This window comes from Chryseobacterium indologenes (assembly GCA_016025055.1).
GTDB lineage: Bacteria > Bacteroidota > Bacteroidia > Flavobacteriales > Weeksellaceae > Chryseobacterium > Chryseobacterium indologenes.
The window spans coordinates 3,573,002-3,592,313 of the sequence record CP065590.1 but is presented as its reverse complement, the minus strand read 5'-3'; the positions used below and the strand labels follow the sequence as shown (position 1 = coordinate 3,592,313).

The 19,312-nt window shown below is 37.3% G+C and carries 12 protein-coding genes and 4 pseudogenes; 4 read left to right on the top strand and 12 right to left on the bottom strand.

Translation table 11 applies throughout. From position 1 onward, the window contains the following. Window positions 1–8 precede the first annotated feature (8 nt). The 12 genes and pseudogenes from H3Z85_16495 to H3Z85_16440 form a co-directional block, all read right to left on the bottom strand. Window positions 9–491 carry a hypothetical protein gene (locus H3Z85_16495; protein QPQ50953.1) on the bottom strand — a complete coding sequence of 161 codons (483 nt, stop codon included), beginning with the start codon at window positions 489–491 and terminating at the stop codon, window positions 9–11. Window positions 492–543: 52 nt separating this feature from the next. Continuing rightward, window positions 544–1,616 (bottom strand): annotated as a pseudogene (locus tag H3Z85_16490) (DUF945 domain-containing protein). Between the two features lie 44 nt (window positions 1,617–1,660). Next, window positions 1,661–2,053, bottom strand: a complete 393-nt coding sequence (locus H3Z85_16485; protein ID QPQ50952.1) for a single-stranded DNA-binding protein — start codon at window positions 2,051–2,053, stop codon at window positions 1,661–1,663. Between the two features lie 645 nt (window positions 2,054–2,698). After that, window positions 2,699–3,948 (bottom strand): annotated as a pseudogene (locus H3Z85_16480) (site-specific integrase). 766 nt (window positions 3,949–4,714) lie between these two features. After that, window positions 4,715–4,858 (bottom strand): hypothetical protein, encoded by a 144-nt coding sequence (locus H3Z85_16475; GenBank protein QPQ50951.1) that lies wholly within the window; start codon window positions 4,856–4,858, stop codon window positions 4,715–4,717. Between the two features lie 190 nt (window positions 4,859–5,048). Then, entirely contained in the window at window positions 5,049–5,465 is a 417-nt protein-coding gene (locus tag H3Z85_16470; protein QPQ50950.1) for a hypothetical protein, read from the bottom strand. Next, complete coding sequence (locus tag H3Z85_16465; protein QPQ50949.1) at window positions 5,458–6,294, bottom strand: hypothetical protein; 837 nt, start codon at window positions 6,292–6,294, stop codon at window positions 5,458–5,460. Before H3Z85_16465 ends, H3Z85_16470 begins: the two co-directional genes overlap by 8 nt. Further along, complete coding sequence (locus tag H3Z85_16460; protein QPQ50948.1) at window positions 6,266–9,046, bottom strand: RHS repeat-associated core domain-containing protein; 2,781 nt, start codon at window positions 9,044–9,046, stop codon at window positions 6,266–6,268. Before H3Z85_16460 ends, H3Z85_16465 begins: the two co-directional genes overlap by 29 nt. An 83-nt stretch (window positions 9,047–9,129) precedes the next feature. Beyond that, a pseudogene (locus tag H3Z85_16455) lies at window positions 9,130–9,453 on the bottom strand (hypothetical protein). Window positions 9,454–10,310: 857 nt separating this feature from the next. Further along, the gene (locus H3Z85_16450; protein ID QPQ50947.1) at window positions 10,311–13,733 is read right to left on the bottom strand and encodes a hypothetical protein; all 3,423 of its coding nucleotides are present in this window, start codon (window positions 13,731–13,733) and stop codon (window positions 10,311–10,313) included. Window positions 13,734–13,742: 9 nt separating this feature from the next. Further along, window positions 13,743–15,367 (bottom strand): annotated as a pseudogene (locus H3Z85_16445) (T9SS type A sorting domain-containing protein). Window positions 15,368–15,719: 352 nt separating this feature from the next. Beyond that, window positions 15,720–16,340 carry a transcriptional regulator gene (locus H3Z85_16440; protein QPQ50946.1) on the bottom strand — a complete coding sequence of 207 codons (621 nt, stop codon included), beginning with the start codon at window positions 16,338–16,340 and terminating at the stop codon, window positions 15,720–15,722. A 194-nt stretch (window positions 16,341–16,534) separates the two neighbouring features. Between H3Z85_16440 and H3Z85_16435 the strand changes: the two genes are divergently transcribed. The 4 genes from H3Z85_16435 to H3Z85_16420 are packed head-to-tail and all read left to right on the top strand — an operon-like array spanning window position 16,535 to window position 19,309. Next, entirely contained in the window at window positions 16,535–17,161 is a 627-nt protein-coding gene (locus H3Z85_16435; GenBank protein ID QPQ50945.1) for a superoxide dismutase, read from the top strand. 19 nt (window positions 17,162–17,180) lie between these two features. Next, on the top strand, window positions 17,181–17,681 hold the full coding sequence (locus tag H3Z85_16430; GenBank protein ID QPQ53927.1) for a DUF2480 family protein: 501 nt from the start codon (window positions 17,181–17,183) through the stop codon (window positions 17,679–17,681). A 4-nt stretch (window positions 17,682–17,685) separates the two neighbouring features. Next, entirely contained in the window at window positions 17,686–18,255 is a 570-nt protein-coding gene (locus tag H3Z85_16425) for an NAD(P)H-dependent oxidoreductase (GenBank protein ID QPQ50944.1), read from the top strand. A gap of 1 nt (window position 18,256) precedes the next feature. Next, window positions 18,257–19,309, top strand: a complete 1,053-nt coding sequence (locus H3Z85_16420) for an NAD(P)/FAD-dependent oxidoreductase (GenBank protein ID QPQ50943.1) — start codon at window positions 18,257–18,259, stop codon at window positions 19,307–19,309. Window positions 19,310–19,312: the final 3 nt, after the last annotated feature.

Genomic DNA, 19,312 nt, shown 5'->3' with positions numbered 1-19,312 from the left:
GGTAGATTTTAAGGTTGCTGATTTTTGATTTTTCGTTCCAACAAGGTTTCCAATATCTCGTAATCACTTTCGTAAATTTCTCCTTCGAAATGGTAGGTGTCCGTTTCTTCATCAAACCCGTATTGTTCAAAATCTTCGTCTTCCAAATAAATATCTGTGAGTAGCTTGTCATAAAATGTTGCCCTACCATATATAAGATTGCCCATTTCTTCATAATCCTGTGTAAAGTTCACTTCGTAATGTTCCGCTATCTTTTGAATTACTTCTATATTGGGCGACCATTTTGTTTCATACTGAAATTGCCCTTCATCGCCTTCATTCCAATAGATATTGAAGAAATAACCACCATTATTTTTAGAAATAAATTCGGGTAGTTGCCCTTCTTCGGTTTTTTCTTCCTTTTCCTTCATTGATTGAAAAAGTTCCTGTATTGCTGTGATTGTTTCGGGTTTCCCCTCGAATACAACTGTATTACTGCACCAATTTGCCATAACTTTTGTTTTTAGTAGGCTACCACCGATTAAAGCGGTAGCCTGTTGTTATTTAATTAAGGTTTAGGATTTCTGCACCATCTAAAGCAAAACCATTACACAATTCAAATGCTTTCTGTGATTTGAGTTGAGCAGTGCCACCCAATACAATGCTCTGCAACTTGGCTTCATCATTCTTGTAATTTCTTACGTTCTGATAGTAACCTGTAACCGCATTATAAGCTCCGAACAATGTTCCTTTTGTCGTATCCATTTGTTGGGTGTCGCTTATCATTGCGTATGCAAAAGCATCTTCAACGGTGTTTTTGAACACGGTGGAAATTTCATCTTCTGCACCTTTTTGATAAGGTCAAGCGTTTCCTTATTCGGGCAAAGTGCCAATTGGATTAGCTTTTTAACCTCTTGGTCCGTTACCTTTACTTTTGCCCATTCGTTGAAAATACTCTCCAATTGATTGCTTAATGTGTTGGCAAGTCCCATAATCTTGTGAGCGTTCTCGATACGTTGTTTTGCTCCCGAAGTGTGTTTGATACGAACAACATTGGTCATACTGCGTAAAGATGCATTCAGCGTGTTTTGGCAAACAATACGGATAGGCGTAAATGCGGCTGTGATGCTTCCGCTACCATCGTGCGAAGTGGTAAGGAAAATGTACTTTTCTGTAACATCATCGCCATTGCCTACACGAATATAATCGGGCAATTTGGCTGTAATAAAAATGCGTTCTCCGTTGCCTATTGCTCCTGCGGTTTCGTACAGAATGCCCTCGTCACCGCCTACAATAGCATCAAAGAAATTAAAGGCTTCACGGTTTTGTACGATATGGTAATCCTTACCGACTACGCCCAATACGGCATTGTTATCGGTGCGTATGTTGGCGAAATAGTTAGGTACTTCCAATTCGCTACTGCCTATCTCTATACCGTTGGTGGTTTCGATAATGCCCGAACCTTTGGTAAATAGTGGGGATTTTACGACTTCGTAATCTAATCCTGCGTGTTTGATAGCTTCCTCGCTTGTTGGGTATTGCTCCACGATTTGCCCTAAACCGTGCCACGCTTTTTGCTGAACGCTGAAAAATGAATAACGTCCTGTTCTCTCGTTGAAATTGATATTATGTGCCATAATGTTTAAAATTTTGATATAAAAAATGGATTGAATGTTCTTGATTAAAATGGAAGGTCGTCTTCTGTACCTTTTCCTGCTGTACTGTTGTTTCCTGTTTGTGCAGTAGCTTGTACGCTTTCGGTTCTCTTACTACCTCCGTGCAATTTGATTTGTGAGGTGTGGAAATTCAGACCTGCTCTTGGCTCTCCATCATTACCTGTCCACGCTCTTGTACTTACTCGTCCCGATAGTTCTACCAAAGTGCCTTTTGTGAGTAGCTTGGCTACATTCGGGGTTATCCAATAGGAGCAGTCGAAATAGGTTGTTTGCTCTATGCGTTCGCCTTGCTTGTTACGGTAGCTGTCGTTGGTCGCTACTGAAAAATTTACTACTTGTTTGTCCTGTGACGTTGTGCGTACTTCCGCATCCCTTGTCAGTCTTCCTGTGATGTTCATATTCTTTAATTTTTAGTTATTGATTTTGATTTTTTTAGATTTATTCGGCAATGAGAGGAGGTGCTGTTTCGTTTCATTACCATTTCCAATGTTTTTAATTTTCGTATCTGACATTTTTTTATTCGTTTAAAGAGCCGGAGTATGCTATGTTTCGTTTCACGAGCATAAAAGGTTCGTGTTTAGCATCACCAAGGTTTTGGAAAAAATACTACCCAACGGGTGGAGATTATTTTCCAAACTTGCTTGACCTTTGTGATGCGTTAAGAACACGGAAATACCTTTGCTCTTGAAATGGGACAAAAAGCATACGGGTCTTTGGATAAAAATGAATGTGGAAGCTAAGAAGATGGCATTGAGAAATGGTTTACAGTGAATTGAAATAACACTTCCAATTCGCTGAATTTTTAAAACACTTTTTTAAAGCGGTGGGGCTATCAAAGCCACACTAATAGAGGATTAAAAAATTGTATTTGTGTGGGAGGCGTAGATGGCAACATTTTTTAATCTTCTGTTCCAGAAGTAGCCGAAAAGCTCTTTTACAGAAAGGGAATAGCAGAGCGAAGTAAATGTGCTTTGGCTATAAAATATGGGCATAAAAAAAGCAGAACCGTTAAGTTCTGCTCGTAATTATCAAATTGTGATTAACTATATAACCTGTAAAAACGCTTCTTCAATCTCCTTAAATTTAGGAGCTACCAAATCCATATCCTTACTAATCTTTTGGCTGGTAATTTTAGCATAAATCTGTGTAGTAGAAATATTTTTATGCCCCATCATTTTACTAAGGCTTTCAAGGGGAACACCTTCTGTCAAAAACATCGTTCCAAATGTGTGTCTTGCGGTGTGAAAAGTTACTTTTTGTTCTGTAATAATTTTAGCTTTTTCAATTAATTTGCCAATGTGAGTATTGCAGGTTACATTGGTTGGAACTGGAAAGATAAACTCATTACGAGTGCTACCGAGGTATTTTTCTATGATACGTTTTGGGATTTCCATTAACCGAACATTAGAAGCAATATCTGATTTTTTTCTTCTGCTGATGATCCATTGATGGCCATCGAAGAAAGACTGAATATTGTTCCTTGTTAGTTTTTTAATATCCGCATAAGCAAGTCCGGTAAAACAACTGAAAATAAAAAGATCTTTTACAAGCTCATACCGTGGGTGGGGCGGTGCACACATCATCAGTTTTTCTACATCTTCTTTAAGAATATAACCCCTGTCGGTTTCTTCCATATTAATTTCATAATCTTGAAACGGATTATCACGTATCAAACCTTTTTTTATAGCCAATTCTACCAGACTTAGTACGGGCATCGTGTAAACCCAAACCGTATTATGTGTAGATTGTAAATCGTACCGAAGATAAAAATCGAATTCCCTAATAAAATCTCCAGTCAATTCCCGAAAGGCCATATCATCACGATGATAGCGTTCTTTGATAAAAGTGGTAAGATGATTATAAACCGTGATGTACTTGTTGTAGGTGCTTTGTGAACGTTCTTCCTTGTCAACCAATTTTTTAAAATCCTCATTTTTATCGTTAAAGACTTTTAGAATTGCATCATCCATTACACCAACACCCAAGAATGAGAGCTTTACTTTTTGGGAAGTAGCAAAGCCCTCGTGTTTCAGCATATCTTCATAAATTTTGTCGATACGCCCACGTATGTTATCCAACTTTTTATTAATATTTAAAGCTGTTGCGCTTTTGCCCTCAACTCTTCCATATTTTAGATCCCAATTGCTAGGGTCAATTTCTAACTTTGTCCCAAAAGTTTTAGGTGTTCCGTCAATGGTAATACGTGCCATAATTGGAGCATTACCATTTTTTTTAGTTCGTTCTTTTTCAAGTAGAAAAGCAGTTTGAACGTTGATTTTTTTGTCTGCGTCATAACTCAAATGTTTAATGTTTAAAATTAATTTACATTGAGTTACAAGGAAATATAAAAATAAGTGCAAAACACTGAAATATAACCGTTTAAACTAATAAGGAACCTCTATTAATCGGTAACGAATTAGTAACTTAACTTTGTCATTTCAAACCCAAAACCTATCAGACACCGAGTTCCAAATAAAGACTACTTCTTTATAAAACATTGTATAGCAACGGATTTAATCGTTTTGCTTAACTTTGCTTTTTACTAATCTTTTTTCTCAAAAAAAGTAGTATAGGTCATATCAGTATCCCTCACATCTTCTGGAAAGGCAATTAAATCTTTATCAAAATTTAAATAAAAATCATTAAACTCTATTGTGTTACCTTTTAATTTATATTTCGAATTGTAATTCAACAATTTCTTTCCTTTTATATTGTAAATTACTCTGTTATAAACCCCATCCCTGTTAATCGTTAAAGTGTCACATGTATTCTTGTATGATATGGGTGAATATTTTCCATATATATCTTCATTACTAATATTTTGGCAAGAAAATAAAAAAGGTAATAAAATTAAACTTATACTTTTTTTTCATATTTATTAAATTTAAAATATTAGATTTAAAATCTAGGTCTTGTTAATATAGCAACCGCACTGCTATATTTATAAGCTTCTGCACGAAAAACTAAACCTGCTTCAACCGGGTTTTTGATGGATATAATTAATCTTCTGACTGATAACTAATGTACATGACTGGACATGATCTACCAGGCATGAATTTCTAAATCTCTTGTTTTTGGCAAAATCTTATACTTTCCAACAAAAGCTCTTTATATTCATTAATAAATACATCAAGCCAACCTACTACAGCAAAGCTTACAAAATATAGTTCTTCCGGATTATGGAATTTATAATTTCTACTCATCACGATATGTTTTAGATAAAGATATAAAAATGAGCTAGTCTAAAAAAATTACTAATAAAATGCCGCGTGAATCCTTTCGCGTGGCAGCGTGCGATTTTAAAGAACACCTTCGCTACTCCCAACTAATCACTTAAAATACTAGCACATAAGCACAATACCTAATTTTGGTAGCTATGACATATTAACATATTTAATACTCTATATTCAATTCTCCTTTAACTTTAATTAGCATAGACTTTTCCTTATTTTTTTTATCATAAAGCCAAATCGTATCTTTATTGTATTTTACAACCTTAATTTGCGAGTTGTAATTCATCAATGTGAATATAGAATCATCAGCAATACCCCATTTTAATCTTTGATCAATACCTTCATCAGAAAACAACCACCTTTTATTCTTAACTTTAGAATAAGAGTATTTTGACAGTTTACCATCTTTTGAAAGCTTGAAAGTAAACCCATAAAATTCAGCTCTATCTCTTGGCCACTCATAATTCCAATAACCTATACTGTCATTATACAAAATAACAGTTTTTATTTTATCACTCGAGCTTGAACAACTTGCCAAAAATGTTATAATAAATATATATATTACAATTTTAATCATTTGGATTTTTCATTAGTTCTACTGGTTGCTGTTTAAATTGTTTCGTTCCGTTTTGTATAACTACCTCCATTGGCTCCCCTTCATATCCTCCAATGGTAGATATAGATACACCTCCTTTATTATTGTTATTAAAATCTGAAATATATGGATCCATACCTTGCCACGTTACTTCATCTCTTTTATAAGCATTCCATAACCTTTGTGCAAAACCAAAAGCAACAGAATTCTGATTATTTTCAGTAGAATTTCCATAATCTGAAGTTTTAGCTTGTCCTAAATAAACTTTTGCATGGTCAAGATATGTATATTTCCCATTTGGGTTTTCATTTTTATGTCCGCCGGCTCCAGCTTCATGATCTAAAGTATTTCTTAGATTATACAAATTATCATAACTTCCTTTTTGTAAATGTTTGATGTTATAATATACAGTTCCGGTAGCTCTGGATATAATAGCTCCAGTATCCGCGCCTTTAATCTTTCCACTTACACCATAATACCCTGAAAATCCTTTTTGTCCAGCATAATATGCTAATACATTTGATACTGCTCTAGTCGTTCCTTTACTACTATAGTCTAATTGTGATAATTTAACTCCTTTGTCACCATTTAATTGAGCAAGCTTTGTTGCAGAACTATTAGTGTGAATAATAACATTGTTCGTTTTTTTACTATCTTTTCCAATATAACGACCATATTTATTAAAGTGATCATCAAGAGGAGCTCTTCCATCTGGATCTATAAATCGTATAGGATTATCAAATGCATAATTGTACGGCGACCAACGGCGCATTAATTCTGCTTTAGGGTCTACCCCCCCCCCATCTTCCAATATCCGGCATATAAAACCTTGCTCCATAATCATACATCCCAGTCTCTTGTAACTCCTTGCCATTGTACTTGTACTGATACGCAGCATTTCCAACCGAAGTATTATACCCTTCATGCTTTAACCCAAACGGGTAATAATTGCTTTCCTCAATGATCTCTACTCCAGATCCGCTGTTCATGTAACTTAAACGTACATTTCCCAGATGATCTGTATAGTTGTAAATATACTTATTTTTCACAACATCAAAGTAGCCTTCTGAAGTCGGGAAGAATTGTAATGTACTATTCTCATATTGGAAACCGTTCAGGTAATCTACGACCTTGCTTCCTGCTGTCTTTTTCACTTTGGTTCCATCAGCACTGTAAAGATATGAGGTGTTACCTTGTGAGGAAACAATATTTTGAGGCAGGTTCAGGTAGTTATAAGCAATGCTAAGGCCCTTATCTTCCTGCACGGTCATATTTCCGTTGCCATCATACCCAAAGGCTTTACCTCCGATAGGATATCCTGAAGGGTTTAGAGACAGATCATCCACTTTGGTTAATCGGTTTCCTGAGTAAACATAGGCCAGATCATCCATATTTTCCGGAGCTGTGTATCCCGGGAATTGTCTTCCTTTTCGTTTTAGAGTGCCTATATTCCCATTGAGATCGTAGGTCAGATTTTCCGTGTATTCTCCTCTGTCCAGGTTCATGGCATCCCATAAACGTCCTTCTATCAGCCGGTTCAGTCCATCATACTGGTAAGAATAATTCCTTAACACCGCATCGTTTTGGGTGATCCATGTGGTCTGGGAGATGTTTCCGTTGTATCTGGCTGTTCCGCTGTATTGGGAATTCGGGTTGTTGTATCTCAGCTCATAGGCAAAAAGCTTATTAAGCAGGTTACCCGGATCATTGATTTTGGTCATCCAGCCCCGTATGTTGTATTGGTAGTTTACACTTTGCAGCGGGCTGCCGGTGGTGTTTCCTACATTTTTGGTCTGGAGTTGTCCCAATTCGTTGTATACATTCTCTGCAAGAAGTTCCTTATTTGCTCCGTTCACCTGGTGCCAGTGTCTTACCACCCTTTCCTGATGGTCATATTCAAAAGATTCTTTGATGTTGATTTCAGCATCGTTTTGAGTCCTTTTGTGGAAAGTAAGAGTATACTCAGGTTTTCCTGAGAATTTCAGCAGACTTTCTGTTTTGGTATATCCGCCTAAATGATTGATGGAATAACCTCCTATGGCTCTTCCTTTCTGATCGTAATAGGTAAAGTTCTTCGTCCAGTTATCATCTTCAATATTCTTCACCAGGCTGACAAGAGGAAGTCCGTTGGTGCTTCGTCCGTCTGAAGAAGGTGTTGCAGTTAACGTTGGCACTCCCTGGATCGTGGATGGAAAAGGAGGATTGAAACTATATCCCGGATAAGAATCATAATAATTCAAAGATAACAGAGTGACCCAGGTTGGAGATTTTGGATACGTTCCTTCGGGATTACCGTAGTACACATCCATTCCCTGTCTGTTGAAAAGAGGAGTAGAAAGCCGTGTAACAAAATTAGATCCCTGAAGATCTGCCAATGACTGCTCCGTTACTCTGCCACTTCCCGTACTGATGCCGATAATGGCCACCCTTCCGAACTGGTCGTATTTGGTATAGATCCATTGACCTTTTACTTTTAAATTCGCATCCTGAGTACCTACCAGTCTGTCCTGTTTATCATAGACCATATACTCCCAGCCTTTTCCCGGAAGTTTCTTTTCTACCAGCCTTCCTCTTCCGTCGTAACGGTATTGATAGCAGAGTTCATCATGTTTGGTCGTATTGGTCACAATATCTCCCCTTATACCGGCTAATGGAGGCAACACAAAGGCAAGCTGGTCGTATTCATTATACACATAATAAGTGCTGCTGCCATCTTCTTTTTTCACCATAATGGTTTGTCCCTGACCATTTTTAAACTCTATAGTTTTGTTGCCGTCTTCATCAGTGACCGTATTTTTATAAAGCTGCCCGTCGGTATACAGCCAGTTTTCTCCCAAATCAGATTTTGTGGCTCCTTCCACCCAGGTCGTTGTGGTGGTAAATTTTCTTACCCCATCTGCCACGGTATTGGCATCGTAGCCAAAATTTACCGGCTTATTTTGCCAGTCGGAACCCGGATTTTTAACGTTTAAAACCCTGTCAAGAGGAGAATTTTCCAGATTTTTATGGGTAAAAGGGAAAGCATCATTAATCCCATTGGCCTGATAATAAGCAGTGGCACTGCCTTCCACTCCTGTCTGGATATTCCCGTTTTGAGAAGCCATCGGTACCGGAAGCCACGAATCTACCTGACGACCGAAACTGTCATAAGGAATGGTGGTTACCAGATCTTTCCCGGCAGGGGTAGATTTGATACTTATAGTCTGTTTGGGTCTTCCCAACCCGTCAAAAAACTGTATCCCCTGTATCTGTGGGAGTGAAGGATTTAAAGTTGTGGTAGGAGCAAGGTATTGCCGGGTATAAATATAATTTTCAGTGTTCGCGATATTGGTAGACGGGTCTACCACCACAGGAACATAGGGATTGTTTCCTGAGTTATCCGGAGCTCCCAGATATCCCCTGAACGTCCCATTGCTGGAGCTAAACGTGAATCCCGGAAGCAGGCGTATGCTCTGGGGATTCGATACCTCCGTATTGGGAGCCGGTGGGACATTGAGAACAATCTGCCCATAGTGCATCACCGTTCCCGCCAATAAGAGGATTATGCCTATTTTTTTATTCATGGTGATTAGTGGGTGGATTTAAGGGTAAGAAATTGCTTTTTCAGTTGTTCTACTTCCTGGTGTAATTGTTTAAGTTCCGTATTTTCTGCTTCCAGCTGCTCAATTCTTTGTTGTTGGTTTTCGTTCTGACTTTTTAGTTGTTTCAGTTGTTTGTTCTGATCAATACTGTACAATGTCAGTTCTTCTACTTTTTGTAATAGCTGAATCTGGAAGCTTCCGATATTTACCCCTTCTTTTTCCATGGTTTTGGCAGAGGCAATTTCCGGTAAATGTTTTTTCTCTTTGATGTGTTTCTCTACCTCTTCTAATTTAGGAAGATCATAGGTGCTTTCAAAGACAAAATCAGCAGTTGGGGTATGGGTGATTTTAATTTCTTTGGCTTCCAGTTTTCCTATTAATGAAGCATTACCGTTCGTAGAAATTTTCAAAAGTTCAGTCATGTTTACAGGGGAATTCAATGGGATTTGCTGAGCAGGAGAGGCTATGAATTTAAATCCTTCATTGTCTAAAGTAACAGCGGCTTTTACAAAGTTTAAGGTTCCATTACTGGATAACCAACCTAAATTGGATGGATTGGCTTTAACTCCAAAACTCATATAGGTAGAGGCCGAGCTTCGCAAGGCTCCCCAGTTGCTTAATGAACCATCTTCATATCGTATCGCAAAAGCATTAATCCCTTCTGTAGAACTGCTGGCCCCGGTGATAATATTTCCGGAAACGTCAAGCCTCTCGACGGGTGCAGAGGTTCCGATTCCCACTTTTCCATCCTGTATGATGGAAAGTCTTTCCACCAGATTGGTCGCACCAGTGTTATCATTGACTAAAATGGAAAATTTTGATCCGTATTTATTTCCGGTTTCTTCAGTCGCGGTAATTCTCGCTTTAAGAGAATTCTGATATCCTGCAAACTCCAGGGTTGGATATTTGGGGTTAGCTGAAGAAGCACTCGATCCTTTGGTAGATATGGTGATTTTACCCCCATTAACATTAGCCACTTCCAAATGGGACTGTGGATCATTCGTTCCAATTCCTACATTTCCATCTTTCATGATCTGAATTCCTGTCCCGGATTCCGTTTCCAGCCTTATCCCCCCATACCATCTAATTTTCAGCCCATCAGTGCCGGATACAGGATAGTGTCCTATAGAATAGTTGGCAGCATCTGAATTGCTGAATAATTTATCAAAGGCTATTTCCTGTGCGTAAGTGATAGAAGCTAATAGTAATGCGATTGTTAAACATGTTTTTTTCATAATTTCTGTTTTTATTGTTTGTAGTTGTATTTAAATTCTTTTAATAAATTGCCGGTCTGGTTGTTTTCTCTGATTTCTTTGAGCCTGTTGGCAGCATCATAAACATAGACCTCCCTGATGCCTGACGGAGGAGTGATACTTCTAACTCCAATCAGGGGGTCATAACTGTATGTAGTAATCTTATAACCCGATAGCTGTCCTCTGAATGTATTAAAGGCATTTAATAAGTCTGTTTCATTGTTGTTAGCTCCTGCTACTGCATCCGTATTGGACGCATTGACAATAGCCGTGATAAAAGATTGCCCGATATCTGCTAATTTTGCATTTTCTATTTTAGCAATAGGCTGGGTTTGATTGTATCCCCAGATGATTACAGTGGAAATGCCATCTTTGGTGGTGTATTGCTGGAGGTTGCCTTTGGAGTCGTATTGATCGTAAGTAACTTCTGCTGTAGAGCTATCTGGATTCAAAAGATCATATGACAATACAGAAGTAGGAAGCAGCATTGAAGAATTATCATATCTTGTTTCTGTTTTTGAAATAATTTTTCCCGGATCGCCCGCATTTTGTTTTTTTACTATTGTTTTTTCCAAAGGAATAGCCACCATATTAGCATTGATCAGCTTTTGGTTGTTTTTTTCATAACTATAAGAAATATTGGTTTCATTTATTTTGTTATCTGAATAAGTTTGTATTTCCTTTGTCAGTTGATAATGTTGTGGATTGCTATATTCATATTTGGCTATCGTTGTTATAGGCTGTGGAGAGTTACTATTATATAAATATTGTTTTATTATTTTAGTATCTAATACTCTTCTTCCAACAGAGATATAATCATTGAAATAAACAAACCTGTTTGGATTGTTTCCATGATAACCTATTATATGCCCGGCATCGCATATTGCAGTCGAATACTCAGAATCTTTCTCAAAAATATTTAATGTACGAATTTTGCTTACTATAAGATCATTGTAAATATATTCCTCAGAATAAACTGGATTATATTGGTTGTTTTCTAATTTATATTCAACTTTTTTCGTTAAATTACTTTTCTTCCAAAATGGAAAAATCAAAGTATTATATCTTCTAAAGTAATCGGCAGATGTTAAAACATCAATTCCTTGAGAAGAATAAAAGTATTCTGTTTTTCCTAAATTTTTTATGTTACCATTTATTGATTCAATATACTCATTTACTTGATCATAATAAACAGGGTTTCCATTATTGGTACCCATTTCAACTAACGGATTAGCAAATAACCAGGTTGTTTCGACATGGTCTGTAACACATCCATTCGAACCAGGAACAGGTTTTAATTGATAATTCGAATAATAGTTTTCAAGTTCATATGGGTTAGCTAAAATTTTTCCAATTCCAATGTTATTTGCTCCTATTTTTTTTGATCCATATTCATAGCTTTTCCTCAAAACTAATGAACTATTGTTATCATAACTAGAAATAGCTTTAACTCGTAAGCCACCTGCTTGCTTGGGAACAATTGTTTCGGGAAGTACCTGTCCATAATATTGGTACTTAGCTTCTACATTAATGAAAGGACTTTTACAAGGTGATCCCATTGATGGTTCAGTAGCTGAATTTATATATGCTTCTATTCTTACTACTGATCCGTAGTTAACTGGAAATGAGAAAGACTCCGAATGTGATGTATTTGATCCTGTAGGACCATGAGTTAAAATCTTCTGCCATCCATCGACCTTAACAATAACTTTAGGAGGTGTTGGACCTCCATAATAATCGGAAAAATAAACGTTAAAACTAATGGGTCCTGTTGTAGTATCTGTTATGGTAAATTCCTTAGTAATCTGAGGTTGTGTCACTAGTGAATTGACATCCTCTGAACACTTTGCATTACTTTTAAGAGCGTAGACACTGTAAGATTTATTCAAAAGTTGTTGCCCTTGCTCTTGCTTCGAAGACAAGAAATAATTAGGCTCATATTCATAATTAGTAAAGCCCCCTGTTGGATAGATAACTTTAGTAAGTGTGCCAGCCTTCATGAAGTTAATATCAGTGTCTCTCTTTTGATATGAAAAAGAGTCTGGAGTGAATCCTACTGTTAGATTTGTAGTTGGTAAAAGTGTATTATTATTTTTCCCATTATAATATCCCCAAAAATCAATTGAGCCTGAATTTTTACTCGGAAGTTGAGTTTGATTATATTCAAATCCATATTTATCAATTAAAGTATTGTTTTTATCCATAAATTGAACTCCATTTAATTTCAAACTCTTTAAATGATGAGCAGGAATTGGTTGATCTAAGTGCTGCGTATACAATAAACTAGATCCAAAACGATTAAAATAATCATTATTATCCAGAACTATTTTCTTTATAATCTTTTCATTTTTTGTTTTTATGGTTAAGCCAATTAATCTGGGAGGATTACTCGGATCATTGGCTGTACCTGCCCAATCTTGTCTATCAAATGCGTAATCAAATTGCACTAGTCCATCTTTAGTAATAATTTTATCAATTCTATAACTTGAGACCATTTTATTAAATGTATTTTTATGCTCTTCAGGGACACCTATCACCGTACCTGTATATGCACGTTTTTCAACTAAAGACATTGTTGAAAAATTACCATTTTTTTTATATTTAATTTGAATTGTATCTGAACGATCAGCAGAAATTATTTCTGTTAAATACCATGCAGAAGTATAGGGCAAGTAGTATAGTGTATTATCCATACCACTTTCATCTATTGAAACGCTATAACTATTAATTTTATCAAATGCATCCTCATTTGTGAAGCTTTGTCCAAATCGATAAAGCACACCTTTATTATTTTTGATAGCTATTTTATTAAGTTGTAAATTAGCATCAATATTTATTGGATCAAATTCAGCACTAACAAATTTTAAGTTATTATCAATGTAGAACTCACCTGAAATTCCTACATTTGTACTAATTGTATACATGTCAGAAGAAGTATCTTTATGATTTGACATGTAGTTAAGATATCCATAATAACTTTTCAAAAGATCATTATTTCCAGTAATGCCAACTGGCCCCGAAGAGTTATCAATATCATTAAAAAGAGGGATGCTATTTCCTGTAAATAAAAAACCTAAATTACTGTAATCGTCAGGAACATCTTTAACATTTCTGATAATGGCTCCTCCTGCATTTAAAGTCCAGCCCAGGCCAACATTGGATTCTTCTTGATTTACCTTTATGCCACTAGCATGATATGAAAGATTTATTGGTAATCTTAAATCCCCACTTGTAACTTCATAAAGAGGAACTTCAATTTTTGGAATTCCTGTAGAAACATTCACTGGATAGTCTACAAATTTCCCTATACTCGAAGCTTCAGGTGATTGTACATTTGGCGTATATGGAATTGGCTTATTTTGGGAAAAATTTTTTATCCAAAATAAAAATAAAATTAGTATATATATTTTTTTCATTATTATTAGTTATTTTTTTATTAGTTTAGCATTCGCCGTTTTATTCGTATCCGTTTTTATGGTCACCAGATAAGCTCCCTGCACCAAAGCCTGCGTGTTGATTTTGGTTACTTTATTCTTTGTTTTCAAACTCTGAAGCTGTCTTCCGCTCATATCGTACAACACTATCTCCGTTTCTTTGAAATCAAAACCAATTTCTACATAAGCATAGTCTGAAACAGGATTCGGATAGATTTTAATATCATATTTTGGAATCAGCTGGTCTATCTGTTTATCTCCCAGCTTTACAATTTTCCAGTTTTCCTTACCTAGTTCTTTGGCACTGGTTCCGGCAAGGATGATAGAGCCGTCTCTGTTCAGTTTCAAGTCTGAAAGTCGCTCTTCTTTTTGTCTCGATTCTCCGCTTACGTGTTTTCTCCACTGTTCATTGCCGTTTCCGTCCAGATAGAGCATCCAGAAGGTTTCATCGTCCTTTTGAACTCTTCCTTCCGCCTGGGTATAACCACCAAGTAAAATTCCTGTGGTAACATCTTGATTCTTGGATCTTGATTCTTGGCTCTTCAACATCACATTCATTCCCATCAGGATATCCCGGTTTTTGAAGTTGTAGGATCTTTGCCACTCTTCATCACCTCTTTCGTTTACAGCAATCAACCATAGATCTGTGCCTTCTTCAATCCCTACAGATTTGTTTCCGGATCTTTCGGATCTTGATTCTCCACCGATAACAAAACCTGTAGCAGTAAGAGCCAGCGTTCTGATATGATCATCTCCTTTTCCACCGAAGTTCTTTTCCCATTCTACTTTTCCGTTTTTATCGAGCTTTACAATCCAATAGTCACCTTCACCGAAATTGCTGCTGGATTTTGAGTAACGGGATTCGGAATTTGGGGTTTTATTATTCAGACCTGAAGTGGTAGACCTTGTATCACGAATCTCAGAACTCCTAGAATATATTCCCAGTAACGCTCCTCCATCCCTGGTCGGAATCATCTTCTCAACTTCATCCAGACCTTTGCCCCCTACAATCAATTGTGACAATTCTTTTCCGTCTTTGTCCAATCGGGTGATCAGGACATCTTTGGAGCCATATCCTTTTGATGAATTTTGTACATTTCCGGCTACAAAAAATCCTAAATCGGTAGTCTGAATAACTGCCCTGGCTTCTTCATCCGCCGAGGTTCCAAGCGTTTTCTGCCATAATTCATCTCCGAATTCATTGATTCGGATCAGCCAGATATCTGAACCGCCTTTGGAATCATCTTTTTGTCCAATCCTTTCCCGGAATAAGAAGTTCCGGCCAAGAGAAAACCACCATCCTGAGTGGTTACTGTAGAGGATAGATAATCGTGATTTGATCCTGAGAAATATTTTTCCCAAGCCTGCTCGCCCTGTTGGTTGAGTTTGACTGCATGGAAATCGTAACCGTTATTCTGTTGTTTTCCAGCCTCTAGCTTCGTGCTTGCTGACCGGATAGAACTGCCTGTGATAAGATACTGCTGGTCAATTGTCGTAGTGACCTGGCTGAGAAAATCCTGAGTGGAAGACCTGATGTCTTTCTGCCAGAGAACTTCCTGGGCAGACACCCGTAAGAATGCGCATACTACAGATGCGCCGAGATAAAGTTTCTTCATTCCCGTGTGAAATTTTAATTGTTATTTCCGTCTGCTAATTTAACATTTTTTAACACATTAAAAAGCTCATATTACGGTGAATTAACATGAATTTTATCACGCAATAATGAGGTTTTCAAAGCAAATTACTTTTTGGCAAAAGTATTACTAGGGAACGACAGAACTTGTCGTATTTTATTTATTAGTTTGTCTTAAAATATGATTAAAATAAAGTTGATTTTATATCCGAAGTTATACTTCGTCAATATAGTTGTTTAAGAGAAAACAATTTGTTTACCTGATTGTTGGAAATTTTTCTATATATATTTAAATTACAGGTATATTATGAATGATAAAAGCTGCAAATAATGGATTATTGTGTGATTTTATAAACACACCTTTGCCCTCCCGAGATAATATGGTCTACCCTTTCCACTTTATAATCTTTTCCTATCAAAGACTGAAAATTTGATAGTTCAGCACGACAAAATCCCTGGCATTCGGTTGCTGCAGCACATATCGGACAATGATTTTCGATAAGAAAATATTCTTCACCTTCTTTTTTCCATTCCGCCATGTACCCTTCTTTACTGCGGGCCTGGGCCAAGCCTTCAAGACGCTCTTCTATAGATTTTGCTTTGGAAAGTGCTTGTTCATACCGCTCATAAGTATTCTTTTCCCGATCAGTGATTAATAAGTCCAATGCATTTTCTCCCAAAAGATTTTTTACCGATTTTAACAACTGAACGGTAACTTCTGCATGACTATCCGGAAACTGAGATATTCCCTTTTCAGTAAGACTGTAATACGTGGAAGGCCGCCCTACTCCTTCGCTTTTCACAGAAGATTCAATCAACCCTTCCTGAGCCAGATTCAGTAAATGCTTTCTTGCGCCCTCCTTGGTAATAGACAGCTCTTCAGAGATGGCAAGTGACGTCACTTCTCCTCTCATCTTGATAAACATCAGAATACGGTCTGCTGCAGGTCTCTTCATTTGACAATTATTTAGTTGTTTTATTTTCCAACAACAAATATAGTCATTTTCTATAATCTCAATAATAAACTGATAAAACATTAATATACAACACATTAAAGCAATGAAAATCAAATTAAATAAAACAACTAAAAAGTTGTTTTATTCGAATATATTATTACCTTTGTCACATATTAATCAAAAAAATAAACAGAATGAAACCGTTTACACTACCACAATTACCTTACGCTTATGATGCACTGGAACCGTTTATTGATCAAAATACAATGACCATTCATCATCAGCGACATCATCAGGCTTACGTTGATAACCTGAATGCAGCATTGGAACAAACCAATGAGACTAATCCTGACCTGGATTCATTACTGCAAAGAATAAGCGAATACAGTCCGGCTGTGAGAAATAACGGAGGTGGTCACTTTAACCACTCATTATTCTGGGAAATTTTATCGCCACAACCTAAACTGACCCCTGAAGGTCAATTACATGATGCTATCAACACTACTTTTGGAAGCCTTGAAAATCTAAAAGCGGAAATGAAAAAGGCAGGCCTGGGACAATTTGGTTCCGGATGGGTTTGGTTGTTTGTCAAATTCAACGGTTCGATTGCCATTAGTTCAACTCCTAACCAGGACAATCCTATGATGGATGTTCTTACGATGAACAGAGGTTTTCCTATCCTTGGAATCGATGTTTGGGAACACGCTTATTATCTGGCTTACCAAAATAAAAGAGCAGATTACTTAGATTCTTTCTGGTCGGTTCTGGACTGGTCTGTAGTGGAAAGAAATTATGAAGAAGCTCTTTCAAAAATCAGATAAAAACATTGATTAAATTATGATGAATCAGGAAACGTTCATTAATAAAGCAAAAGCTTCAGGCATTATTGCCCTTGACCTTTTAGACTATAAGCCTACTACAGAAATTGTAGAACTGGATATCAAGGACCATCTTTTTATGGGAATGATTGTGAAGGAGAAGGATTTTAAAGAATCTATTGCCGCGGTGGATTTTTCCGTGTACAAAGATAAAGCAGTAGGAATTGTTTGCTCTACCGATGCCATTATCCCGCCATGGGCTTATATGCTCCTCATGGAAAAATTATCCCCTTATGCTGTGCATGTTGACTTAAATAACGCAGAAAACATACTACTAGACTTATGGAAACGTCGCCTTACCTATGCAGATCTGAGATGCTATAAAAATCAGAAAGTAGTGATCAGGGCACAGGCAAGTCATGATCCCGCTCTTTACTTATTGGCAGCGGGGCTTCTGAAACCGTTGGTCAAGACCCTGATGTATGGAGAAATAGGTTTACCCAAAGTAATTTTCAAACAATAATATAATGAAAGCAATCATATTCAACGGATCACTGGAAAGAAGAGCTGAGTCTACCTCGGGATTTATCTCCGGCTACTTTGCTGAACGTCTTACAACAGCGGGTATCCGCACTGATATTTTTACCCTTGCCGATTCCGGAATTCCGTTATTCGATGTGACACTTACCAAAACTCCTTTAGCCGTAGAGCGTATGACCCAGATGTTTACGGACGCTGATCTGCATATCTGGCTGGCACCACTCTACCACGGAAGCATTCCGGGGGTGATGAAAAACTGTCTGGATTGGCTGGAGGTCACGGCCAACAGGTATGAGCCCTATCTTACAGACAAAACTGTAGGATTGGTGTGTTGGGCTGACGGGTTGCAGGCCATGCAGGGAATCAATGCGATGGACGCCATTGCCAAATCATTGCGGGCATGGCCACTTCCTTTCAGTGTACCTATTGTGAGATCGGCTTTATTTGATGGTGAGCAACCTACAGAAATTTCAGAGCTCTACTCCGGTAAGTTTGATAAATTAATCAACATTGCCACAACAAAAAAAATTGAAAAAACCATTATAAATCAATCATAACATGATAGAAACAGATATACTGATCATTGGTGCCGGCCCTGCAGGGTTATTTACGGTATTTGAAGCCGGCCTTCTCAAAATGCGGTGCCATATTATTGATGCATTGCCGCAGATGGGAGGCCAGTTATCAGAATTATATCCGAAGAAGCCCATTTTTGATATTCCCGGATTTCCAAGTATTCTTGCAGGAGAGCTTATAGACAATCTTTATGAGCAGATCAGGCAGTTTGAACCGGGCTTTACGTTTAACGAAACCGCCATCCATCTTCTTAAATTAGAGGAAAACCTCTTTGAAGTCATTACAGATAAAGGAACCAAATACAGAGCTAAAGCAGTTATTATTGCCGGAGGTCTCGGAAGTTTTGAACCTAAAAAACCTCCTATTGAAAACATTGCCCATTTCGAGGATGGTGAAGTTAACTATTTTGTAAAACATCCTGAAGACTATACGGGAAAACAAGTCGTCATAGCCGGTGGTGGCGATTCGGCGCTGGATTGGACGGTGCATCTTGCTGAAATAACCTCTTCACTGACTTTGATCCATAGGAGAAATGAATTCAGAGGGGCATTGGATTCAGTTGAAAAGGTGAAAAAGCTAAAACAGGAAGGAAAAATCAACCTGATTACCCCAGCGGAAGTCATTGCCCTTGAAGGAAACGACCGCCTGGAGAAGATTATTGTTGAAAAAGAAGGTGTACTTCAAACTATAGAAACAGATTATTTCATTCCTTTATTTGGGCTGGTTCCTAAACTCGGGCCACTTGCCGATTGGGGACTGGAACTAGAAAAAAATGCTATAAAAGTAGATAACAGCACAGATTTTCAAACCAATATTCCGGGGGTGTATGCTGTGGGAGATATCAATACATATCCTTATAAAATGAAGTTGATCTTATGCGGATTCCATGAAGCTTCAATTGCCTGCCAAAGCATCTATCAACGTCTTAATCCGGGGAAAAAATTTATATTAAAATATACTACGGTAAGCGGTATTGAAGGTTTTGACGGCACTAAAAAACAGGCCGAAAAGCAGGTAGTAGCCACTATTGACTAATTC